Genomic DNA, 9,849 nt, shown 5'->3' on the forward strand with positions numbered 1-9,849 from the left:
GAGTTGACCTCATTCGCAGGGAAGGAAGGCCGTGAGCGACACACCGCCGCGTGCGCTGATCACCGAGTCGGCCGCCGGCCTGCTCCGTACGTTGCAGAATCGCCATGGGGCGTTGATGTTTCACCAGTCCGGCGGCTGCTGCGACGGGTCGTCGCCGATGTGTTACCCCGACGGTGAGTTCATCGTCGGCGACCGCGACATCCTGCTGTCGATCCTCGACGTCGGCGACGGGGTACCGGTGTGGATCTCCGGGAGCCAGTTCGAGGCGTGGAAGCACACCCAACTGGTCATCGACGTCGTTCCCGGGCGGGGCGGCGGCTTCAGCCTCGAAACTCCGGAGGGCATGAGGTTCCTCAGCCGCGGACGTGCCTACACCGAAGCGGAGAACCGACTGCTCGCCGACCAGCCGCCGGTGACCGGGTCGGCGTACGAACGCGGCGAGCGGCCGCGGGACGGCGGCACCCACATCGTCGCCGAGGCGAGTGACGCCTGCCCCATCCCGGCGGCGCGGACTGCGCAGGTGCAGGCCTAGGGGTCCTTCGGCACGACCATTAGGCTGGATCCGTGACTCACTATGACGTCGTCGTACTAGGTGCTGGTCCAGGCGGTTACGTGGCGGCCATTCGCGCGGCCCAGCTCGGGCTGAGCACCGCCATCGTCGAGCCGAAGTACTGGGGCGGGGTCTGCCTCAACGTCGGCTGCATTCCGTCCAAGTCGCTGCTACGCAACGCCGAGCTGGCGTACATCTTCACCAAGGAAGCCAAGACGTTCGGCATCAGCGGCGACGTTTCGTTCGACTACGGCTCGGCGTTCGACCGCAGCCGCAAGGTCGCCGACGGCCGCGTCGCGGGCGTGCACTTCCTGATGAAGAAGAACAAGATCACCGAGATCCACGGCCGCGGATCCTTCACTGACGCCAACACGCTGTCGGTCGACCTCAACGACGGTGGCACCGAGTCGGTCACCTTCGACAACGCGATCATCGCGACCGGCAGCAGCACCCGATTGGTGCCCGGCACGTCGCTGTCGGAGAACGTCGTCACCTACGAAGAGCAGATCCTGGCGCGGGAACTGCCCAAGTCGATCGTCATCGCTGGTGCAGGGGCCATCGGCATGGAGTTCGGCTACGTGATGAGCAACTACGGCGTCGACGTCACCATCGTCGAGTTCCTGCCCCGCGCGCTGCCCAACGAGGACGCCGAGATCTCGAAGGAGATCGAGAAGCAGTTCAAGAAGCTGGGCGTCAAGATCCTCACCGGCACCAAGGTCGAGTCGATCGAGGACGACGGGTCGCAGGTCACCGTGACCATAAGTAAGGACGGCAAGACAGAGGAGCTCAAGGCCGACAGGGTCATGCAGTCCATCGGCTTCGCGCCCAACGTCGAGGGCTTCGGCTTGGACAAGGCCGGCGTGGCGCTTACCGACCGCAAGGCCATCGGCATCGACGACTACATGCGCACCTCCGTCCCGCACATCTACGCGATCGGTGACGTCACGGCGAAGCTGCAGCTCGCGCACGTCGCCGAGGCCATGGGCGTCGTGGCTGCCGAAACCATCGCGGGCGCCGAGACGCTGGCGCTCGGCGACTACCGGATGCTGCCGCGCGCTACTTTCTGCCAACCTCAGGTCGCCAGCTTCGGGCTCACCGAGCAGCAGGCCCGTGACGAGGGCTATGACGTCAAGGTCGCGAAGTTCCCCTTCACGGCCAACGGCAAGGCGCACGGCCTGGGCGAGCCCGGCGGCTTCGTCAAGGTGATCGCCGATGCGAAGTACGGCGAACTCCTCGGTGGCCATTTGATCGGACACGACGTCTCGGAGCTTCTGCCCGAGCTGACCCTCGCGCAGAAGTGGGACCTGACCGTCAACGAGCTCAGCCGCAACGTGCACACCCATCCCACGCTGTCCGAGGCGCTTCAGGAGTGCTTCCACGGCCTGGCCGGCCACATGATCAACTTCTGAGAGCCAACGCGTGAGAGCGACGATTGTCGCCGGACTCGGCGGGTTGATCATCGGCCACATGCTGTGGCTGACCGCGATCTCGTTCGCGACGAAGACCGCGACCGTGAATGCCTGGGTGCTCGTCGTGGCGGCCGGGTCCTTGGGTCTCGCCATCGCGGGCGGCCTGCTCGGGCGAATGTTTTACGGCCGCAAGGCGTTTGCGAAGGCTGCGTTCCTCTGGTGCGTGCCGATCTCGCCGCTGCTGTTCTCGATCAGCGTGCTCGCAGTCACCTACCTCTAACGGCCGGGCGCCCGCTGCCGCACTTCCTGGAGCACCCAGCCGTTGCCGTCCGGGCAGCTGAAGGACGCGAACGATGCGTAGTCGCCGTGATTCGGATCGGCCCCCGGTAGGCGGTGATCGAGGCCCGCGTGATGGAACACCCCGCCGGCATCGTGGAACACGTCGGACACCTCGATCCCGCGACCGGAAACGTCGGCGCGGGCGGCGTCGATGTCCGTTACCGCCAAATGCATGAACTGGACCGAACCTGGCGCGGCCGACGTGATGCCACTGCGACGCCCCCTCCGCAAACGCGCCCAGATGGCGTTCCGCGTTGGGCCGGAACCGTACGGCACTCGCGGACGACGTCGGCGACTATCGGCAAGTCAAGATCGGACCCGTTCGCGACGGCTAGCCTGCGCATAGAGCCGAGGGGGCACCATGAAGGTCGACGAGTCGATTGCATTGGTGACGGGAGGCAATCGCGGGCTTGGGCTGGCGTTCGCCCAAGAGTTGCAAGCCCGCGGTGCGAAGAAGGTCTACGTCGGGGTGCGAGACCCGGAGGCCTTCGACCGGCCGGGGATGGAGGCGGTCCGGCTGGACGTTACCGACCTCGATTCAGTCCGAGCCGCCGCTGCTCGCTGCGATGACGTCACGCTGCTGGTCAACAACGCGGGCATCGGGAGCCTGACCGACGGTGTGCTGGATCCGGCGTTCGTCGAGGCCTGCCGGGCCATCTTCGAGACGAACTTCTACGGGATGGTGCACGGGAGTCAGACCTTCACGCCGTTGATTGAGCGCAACGGCGGTGGCGCCATCATCAACGTTCTGTCCGACGCCGCCTGGTTCTCCCGACCACCGCTCGGCGCTTACTCGGCGAGCAAGTCAGCTGCGTGGAGCTTCACCAACGCCCTTCGCTTGGATCTCTCCAAACGAAACGTCGAGGTGGTGGCGATGCACGCCGGGTTCATCGATACCGACATGGCGAGCGCTGTCGACACCCCGAAGAGCCGCCCCCGCGACGTGGCGGGGACGACGCTCGACGGGCTTGAGGATGGCGCGGCCGAAGTACTGGTCGACGAGCAGGCGCGACTGGTGAAGCGGACGTTGTGCACTGACGACGGCTACTACCTAAATCCGCCTGGTATCGGCTGACGTCGGCGCTTCAGTTTGGGAAGTCCAGCGGGATCTTCAGCGTCGCCATCGTGGCGGCCAACCCGTCGTATTGGCCGGCCAGCATGCAGAATTCGATCAGTTGCTTCCGATCGAGCTGGGAAGCCAGCGCCGCCCAGGTCTCCGGTGACATCGATCGGGTGATGACGAACTCGTCGGTCGCCGTGATCAGGACTCGCTGCTTGTCTGTCAGCCCTTCCGCGTCGGGGCCTTCGAAGATCCGGGCCTGCGTTTCGTCGTCGAGGCCGCGAGTCCGCGCCAGCCGACGGTGCTGCTGAAGCTCATATTCGCAGTCACGCAGGTGCCCGACGCGGAGGATGACGAGCTCGGCATCCCGACGGGGCAGCTTGCCCCAATTGAGCAGCACACCGGAGTACGGCAGCCACGCGATGAGGAGCAGCTTGTGCTGGCCGATGACGTCCATCAGGTGGAAGCGGGGCGCCCGGATCACGCGGGCACCGGCCTTCGCGATGATCCAGCCGATGGGGCCGAGTTCGCGAAGGCTGCCGGTGGATGGGATGCGGGCGGGCTCGCCCCACTTCCCGGTGGCTTCGCTTCGGCTCTCCGGTGTCTCGGTCATGGCTGTCGACTCCTCATTGCGTCATGCGTGCTTCACCAGGTACGGCGAGACCGTGCTGCGGTGCTCGTCGAGGTCGAGTGCCCGGCCCAGCGCGGGGAAGGCGCGTTGCGGGCAGTTGTCACGTTCGCAGACCCGGCAGCCGGCGCCGATCGGTGTGGCGATGTCACCAGACAAATCGAGACCCTCCGAATACACGAGTCGTTGCGCGTGCCGCAACTCGCAGCCGAGACCGATCGCGAACGTCTTGCCCGGCTGACCATATCGCGACGCCCGACGCTCCACCGTACGTGCGACCCACATGTAGTGGCGCCCGTCGGGCATCTGGGCGATCTGCACGAGGATCTTGCCAGGGTTGGCGAACGTCTCGTAGACATTCCACAACGGGCAGGTGCCTCCGCTCGACGAGAAGTGAAAGCCCGTGGCGGACTGGCGCTTCGACATGTTGCCTGCCCGGTCGACGCGTACGAACGAGAGCGGCACGCCGCGCATCGACGGCCTCTGCAACGTGGACAACCGGTGCGCGACGGTCTCGTAGCTGACCGAGTAGAACGCCGACAGCCGCTCGACGTCGTAGCGGAAGTTCTCGGCGACGTCGTGGAACTGGCGGTAGGGCAGGACGGTCGCCGCCGCGAAGTAGTTGGCGAACCCCAGGCGAGCCAGGGTGCGCGACTCGTCGCTGGTGAAGTTGCCCTCCTCGACCCGGGCGTCGATTAGGTCGCCGAACTCGAGGTAGGCGAGCTCGGCAGCGAGCCTGAATACGTACCGACCAGACGACAGATGGCTGCCGATCTCCAGTGTCTTCGTGCCGGGGTCGTAACGGTGCAGCACCGTGTCGCCCAGATCGATGCGTTTGACGATGTGCACGCCGTGCACTCTGACGAGTCGGTCGGACAACTCGGCTGCCAGATCGGCGCGGTGCATGCGCATCCGCACGGTCATGTCTTCGGCGGCGGTGTCGAGTTCGTGCAGGTAGTTCTGCCGTTGATAGAAGTAGTCCCGCACCTCCTCGTGGGGCATGGTGATCGATCCGCTGCCGCTGCCGTCGGAGAAGCGGTCCTCGGTGGCGGCCGCCAGCTGCGTGGTCGTGAGGCGGTAGCGCCGGTGCAGATTGACCATCGCCCGCGCGAGCGTCGGATGAGCATTCACCACGTCGGCGATCTCGGACAGGTCGACGTCGATGCCGACGTCGCGGTCCATCGTCACTTCGCGCAGTTCGGCCACCAGTCGGGTGTCATCCTGCGAAGCGAAGAACGTCGCGTCGACGCCGAAGACGTCCGTGATGCGCAGTAGCACCGCGACTGTCAGAGGGCGTACGTCGTGCTCGATCTGATTCAGATAACTGGGGGAGATGTCGAGCATCTGCGCGAGCGCCGCCTGACTGAATCCCCGCTCGCTGCGAAGCTGGCGAACCCGCGACCCTACGAAGGTTTTGGCCACGTCAGCCAGCATAACGAGACTGTGAAGGTTGCCTTTGCAGGATTGGCAGATCGGCGGCTCGTGGCAGTATTTGCACCCGTGAGCACCAAGGGTGGACCCGGCAGGAGCCAAGTGATGGGCCTGTCCAAGGCGATGATGCCCGTCCCCGATCCGCACCCCGACGTCTTCGACATCGAGTGGCCGTTGCGGGTCGCCGACGTCGACCGCAAGGGCAGGCTGAAATTCGACGCCGCGACGCGGCACATCCAGGACATCGGTTCCGATCAGCTGCGTGAGATGGGCTTCGAGGAGACGCACCCGCTGTGGATCGTTCGGCGCACGATGATCGACCTGATCGAGCCCATCCAGTTCAAGGACATGATGCGGCTGCGACGCTGGTGCTCGGGCACCTCCAACCGTTGGTGCGACATGCGGGTGCGCATCGAGGGCCGCCGGGGTGGATTGATCGAATCCGAGGCGTTCTGGATCAACATCAACCGCGAGACACAGGGACCTGCGCGCATTTCCGACGACTTCATCGCCGGCCTACAGAAGACCACCGAGGTCGACCGGTTGCGGTGGAAGGCGTATTTGAAGGCGGGCAGCCGCGAGGATGCCGAGCACGTGCGTGAGTACCCGGTCCGCGTCAGCGACATCGACATCTTCGACCACATGAACAACTCGGTGTACTGGAGCGTCGTCGAGGACTACCTGTACGAGCATCCCGAACTCACCGCCGCGCCGTTGCGCGTGACCATCGAACACGATCTGCCGGTGGCGCTGGGGGACAGGCTGGCGATCGTCCGCCACGTGCATCCGGCCGGGTCCACCGACAAGTTCGGCGAGGACCTGACGGATCGCACTGTTACAACCCTCACATATCTCGTCGGCGACGAGGTCAAGGCCATCGCCTGCCTCTTCGCGCTCTGAATCGATTGGGTTAAGAGTACGAGCGTACTGACCTGGAAAAACTGGCTACTGAACAGTAACTTCTGAACCGTTACAGCCGATCACCGCCTTCGCAATCTTTGCAAGTTAACGCCAGGTGTTGGCGAAAGTTGGCAGGCGAAACGGGTGGACCTGCGCATATGCGCTGTGACATCGTCGTGTTAGCAGAAAAGCTAACTCGCGGTGGCGTTAGCAAGCAATGAGCCCAGTGCCACCGGCGATCCGTAATCAAAGGAGCACCGATGTCCACTGTTGGCACGCCCAAGTCACCCGAACAGATCCAGCACGACTGGAACACCAACCCCCGCTGGAAGGGCATCGAGCGCACCTACTCCGCCGAGGACGTCGTCGCCCTGCAGGGCCATGTCGTCGAGGAGAGCACGCTGGCCCGCCGCGGCGCCGAGGTGCTCTGGGAGCAGCTGCACGACATGGATTACGTCAACTCCCTGGGCGCGCTGACCGGCAACCAGGCAGTGCAGCAGGTCCGCGCCGGCCTGAAGGCGATCTACCTCTCCGGCTGGCAGGTCGCAGGCGACGCGAACCTGTCCGGCCACACCTACCCCGACCAGAGCCTGTACCCGGCCAACTCGGTGCCGCAGGTGGTCCGTCGCATCAACAACGCGCTGCTGCGCGCCGACCAGATCGCCAAGGTCGAGGGCGACCGGTCGGTCGAGAACTGGCTGGCCCCGATCGTCGCCGACGGTGAAGCCGGCTTCGGTGGCGCGCTGAACGTCTACGAGCTGCAGAAGGCCATGATCGCCGCGGGTGTCGCCGGTTCGCACTGGGAGGACCAGCTCGCGTCGGAGAAGAAGTGCGGTCACCTCGGTGGCAAGGTGCTGATCCCCACGCAGCAGCACATCCGCACCCTGACCTCGGCCCGCCTGGCGTCCGACGTCGCGGACGTCCCCACGGTCGTCATCGCCCGCACCGACGCCGAGGCAGCCACGCTGATCACCTCCGACGTCGACGAGCGCGATCAGCCGTTCATCACCGGTGAGCGGACCAAGGAAGGCTTCTACCGGGTCAAGAACGGCCTCGAGCCCTGCATCGCCCGCGCCAAGTCCTACGCGCCGTACTCCGATCTGATCTGGATGGAGACGGGTACGCCGGACCTCGAGCTCGCGAAGAAGTTCGCCGAGGGCGTCAAGAGCGAGTTCCCCGACCAGATGCTGGCCTACAACTGCTCGCCGTCGTTCAACTGGAAGCAGCACCTGGACGACGCGACCATCGCGAAGTTCCAGAACGAGCTCGGCGCGATGGGGTTCAAGTTCCAGTTCATCACCCTGGCTGGCTTCCACGCCCTGAACTACTCGATGTTCGATCTGGCCCACGGCTACGCCCGCAACCAGATGAGCGCCTACGTCGAGCTGCAGGAGCGCGAGTTCGCCGCCGAGGAGCGTGGCTACACCGCGACGAAGCACCAGCGCGAGGTCGGCGCCGGCTACTTCGACCGGATCGCCACCACCGTGGACCCGACCAGCTCGACCACCGCGCTGGCCGGCTCGACCGAAGAGGGTCAGTTCCACTGAGTCACTAGCCGCACGAGCAGACGTAAAGGTCCCCGACCGCACGGCGTGTCGGGGACTTTTGCTTCTGCTCGCGGATTGAGGAAGATTCGTGAGCGTGAAAAATATTGAGCGAGTGGGAGTCGTCGGCGCCGGGCAGATGGGTGCGGGCATCGCGGAGGTGTCGTTGCGCGCTGGTGTCGACGTGCGTATCTACGAGCCCACCGAGGCGTTGGTGACGGCAGGCCGCGATCGAATCACCAAGTCGCTGGAGCGTGGCGTCAGCAAGGGCAAGCTCACGCAGGACGAGTTCGACTCGGCCATCGCCAGGTTGACGTCGACCACCAGCCTCGCCGATCTGTCGGATCGCCAGCTGGTGATCGAGGCGATCATCGAGGACGACACCGTCAAGGCGAAGGTCTTCGCCGAACTCGATGCCGTGATTACCGACCCCGACACCGTGCTGGCGTCGAACACCTCCAGCATCCCCATCATGAAGATCGCCGCGGCGACCAAGAATCCGGGCCGCGTGCTGGGGCTGCACTTCTTCAACCCGGTGCCGGTGCTGCCGCTCGTCGAGTTGGTCAGGACGCTCGTCACCACCGACGAGGCCGCCGCGCGCGCCGAGCACTTCGCCAGCACCGTGCTCGGCAAGCAGGTGGTTAAGTGCACCGACCGATCGGGCTTCGTCGTCAACGCGCTGCTGGTGCCCTACCTGCTGTCGGCCGTGCGGATGGCGGAGGCGGGCGTGGCGACCATCGAGGACATCGACACGGCGGTCGTCGCAGGCCTGTCGCATCCGATGGGGCCGCTGAAGCTGTCCGACCTGATCGGTCTGGACACGCTGAAGCTGATCGCGGACAAGATGTTCGAGGAGTTCAAGGAGCCGCTCTACGGGCCGCCGCCGCTGCTGCAGCGGATGGTCGAAGCGGGCCAGCTGGGCAAGAAGTCGGGCAAGGGCTTCTACACCTACTGACCGCCCCGCCGACACTTCGGTTGTTGATCGATTTCGCCCGATTTCCGTCAACTTCCGCAGTCTCGGTGCGGGTCCGGGGAACCCAGAGGCGGGTTCGCGCGCCTAAGAGGTGTGTGCGAACTGGTGATGGCATCCGAAGTGCTCGCCTCGGGCGCACTGACGCGCAACGATCTGCGACGCCGATACGTGAAGGTGCATCGCGACGTCTATGTACGGCGGGGAAGAGACCTGACGGCACTCGACCGAGCCAGAGCCGCCTGGCTGTGGTCACATCGCGAGGCGGTCTTGGTCGGCAGTTCATCAGCTGCGGTGCTCGGTACCAAGTGGCTGCCAGTCGACGAACCGCCCGAAATCGCCCGATCGAGATACCCGTCGCCACCGGGAATCGTCGTCCGCAGTGGAGTCATCACCAACGACGAGATTGCCTGCGCTGCCGACGGAATCCAACACACCGTTGCGGCCCGGACTGCCTACGACCTTGGTCGACGACTGCCGTTCGAGCGGGCAGTGATCCGGATTGACGCGCTGCTCAACAAGACTCAAGTGCCGGTCGCCGCGGTGGACGCCATCTCTGAAAGGTATCCGGGCGCGCGTGGCATTCGCGGCATGCGCCATGCGATCGAGTACGTCGACGCGGGTGCAGAGTCGCCGCAGGAGACCCGATTACGGCTCCTGCTAGTCCAATCCGGTGTACCGCGACCCATGACTCAGATCCCGGTGGCCGACGATCGCGGTCGCGTCGTGCGCCGCATCGACATGGGTTGGCCGCGATGGATGGTGGGTGCCGAGTACGACGGCGAGCAGCATTTCAACGGCCCCGACGACTATGCCAACGACATCGAGCGATTGGAGTTCTTGGCGAATCGCGGCTGGACGATCGTGCGGGTCAGCGCCCGGCAGTTGCGCTGGGAGCGTCCCACGATCGTGGCGCGCGTGAATAGGGCGCTCGCCGCGGCGGGCATGCCGCGAAACTACGGTTGTTGACGGAAATCGGGCGAATTGGCGCAACAACCGTAGTCTCGGCGAGCGCTAG

General features: G+C 65.2%; 11 protein-coding genes. 8 read left to right on the forward strand and 3 right to left on the reverse strand.

Going from position 1 to position 9,849, the window contains the following annotated elements:
* Window positions 1–31: 31 nt before the first annotated feature.
* Genes VET27_RS16800 through VET27_RS16810 form a run of 3 tightly spaced genes read left to right on the forward strand, consistent with a single transcriptional unit; the run spans window position 32 to window position 2,239 of the window.
* Window positions 32–532, forward strand: a complete 501-nt coding sequence (locus tag VET27_RS16800; RefSeq protein WP_526520103.1) for a DUF779 domain-containing protein — start codon at window positions 32–34, stop codon at window positions 530–532.
* Window positions 533–564: 32 nt separating this feature from the next.
* On the forward strand, window positions 565–1,959 hold the full coding sequence (lpdA, locus tag VET27_RS16805) for a dihydrolipoyl dehydrogenase (protein WP_526520105.1): 1,395 nt from the start codon (window positions 565–567) through the stop codon (window positions 1,957–1,959).
* Window positions 1,960–1,969: 10 nt separating this feature from the next.
* Complete coding sequence (locus VET27_RS16810; protein ID WP_526520107.1) at window positions 1,970–2,239, forward strand: hypothetical protein; 270 nt, start codon at window positions 1,970–1,972, stop codon at window positions 2,237–2,239.
* On the opposite strand, the gene VET27_RS16815 is transcribed toward VET27_RS16810, so the two are convergent.
* Window positions 2,236–2,472: a VOC family protein gene (locus tag VET27_RS16815; protein ID WP_526520109.1), complete on the reverse strand. Its 237-nt coding sequence runs from the start codon at window positions 2,470–2,472 to the stop codon at window positions 2,236–2,238. The two genes, VET27_RS16810 and VET27_RS16815, sit on opposite strands and share 4 nt — an antisense overlap.
* A 187-nt stretch (window positions 2,473–2,659) precedes the next feature.
* On the opposite strand from VET27_RS16815, the gene VET27_RS16820 reads away from it, so the two are divergent.
* Window positions 2,660–3,373, forward strand: coding sequence for an SDR family oxidoreductase (locus VET27_RS16820; RefSeq protein WP_526520111.1), 714 nt, complete (start codon window positions 2,660–2,662; stop codon window positions 3,371–3,373).
* A 10-nt stretch (window positions 3,374–3,383) separates the two neighbouring features.
* On the opposite strand, the gene VET27_RS16825 is transcribed toward VET27_RS16820, so the two are convergent.
* The gene (locus VET27_RS16825; RefSeq protein ID WP_526520113.1) at window positions 3,384–3,971 is read right to left on the reverse strand and encodes a carboxymuconolactone decarboxylase family protein; all 588 of its coding nucleotides are present in this window, start codon (window positions 3,969–3,971) and stop codon (window positions 3,384–3,386) included.
* A gap of 21 nt (window positions 3,972–3,992) precedes the next feature.
* Window positions 3,993–5,408, reverse strand: coding sequence for an acetate metabolism transcriptional regulator RamB (ramB, locus tag VET27_RS16830; protein ID WP_526520115.1), 1,416 nt, complete (start codon window positions 5,406–5,408; stop codon window positions 3,993–3,995).
* A gap of 114 nt (window positions 5,409–5,522) precedes the next feature.
* On the opposite strand from ramB, the gene VET27_RS16835 reads away from it, so the two are divergent.
* The 4 genes from VET27_RS16835 to VET27_RS16850 all read left to right on the forward strand — a co-directional run bounded on the left by VET27_RS16835 (window position 5,523) and on the right by VET27_RS16850 (window position 9,800).
* Entirely contained in the window at window positions 5,523–6,317 is a 795-nt protein-coding gene (locus VET27_RS16835) for an acyl-[acyl-carrier-protein] thioesterase (RefSeq protein ID WP_526520121.1), read from the forward strand.
* 260 nt (window positions 6,318–6,577) lie between these two features.
* A complete protein-coding gene (aceA, locus tag VET27_RS16840) occupies window positions 6,578–7,864 on the forward strand; it encodes an isocitrate lyase (RefSeq protein ID WP_184437119.1) in 1,287 nt (428 codons plus the stop codon).
* A 94-nt stretch (window positions 7,865–7,958) separates the two neighbouring features.
* A complete protein-coding gene (locus VET27_RS16845) occupies window positions 7,959–8,816 on the forward strand; it encodes a 3-hydroxyacyl-CoA dehydrogenase family protein (RefSeq protein ID WP_526520123.1) in 858 nt (285 codons plus the stop codon).
* 126 nt (window positions 8,817–8,942) lie between these two features.
* The gene (locus VET27_RS16850; protein ID WP_526520125.1) at window positions 8,943–9,800 is read left to right on the forward strand and encodes an endonuclease domain-containing protein; all 858 of its coding nucleotides are present in this window, start codon (window positions 8,943–8,945) and stop codon (window positions 9,798–9,800) included.
* The last annotated feature ends 49 nt before the right edge of the window (window positions 9,801–9,849 follow it).

The sequence above is a fragment of the Mycobacterium sp. genome (assembly GCF_035633495.1).
Classification (GTDB): domain Bacteria; phylum Actinomycetota; class Actinomycetes; order Mycobacteriales; family Mycobacteriaceae; genus Mycobacterium.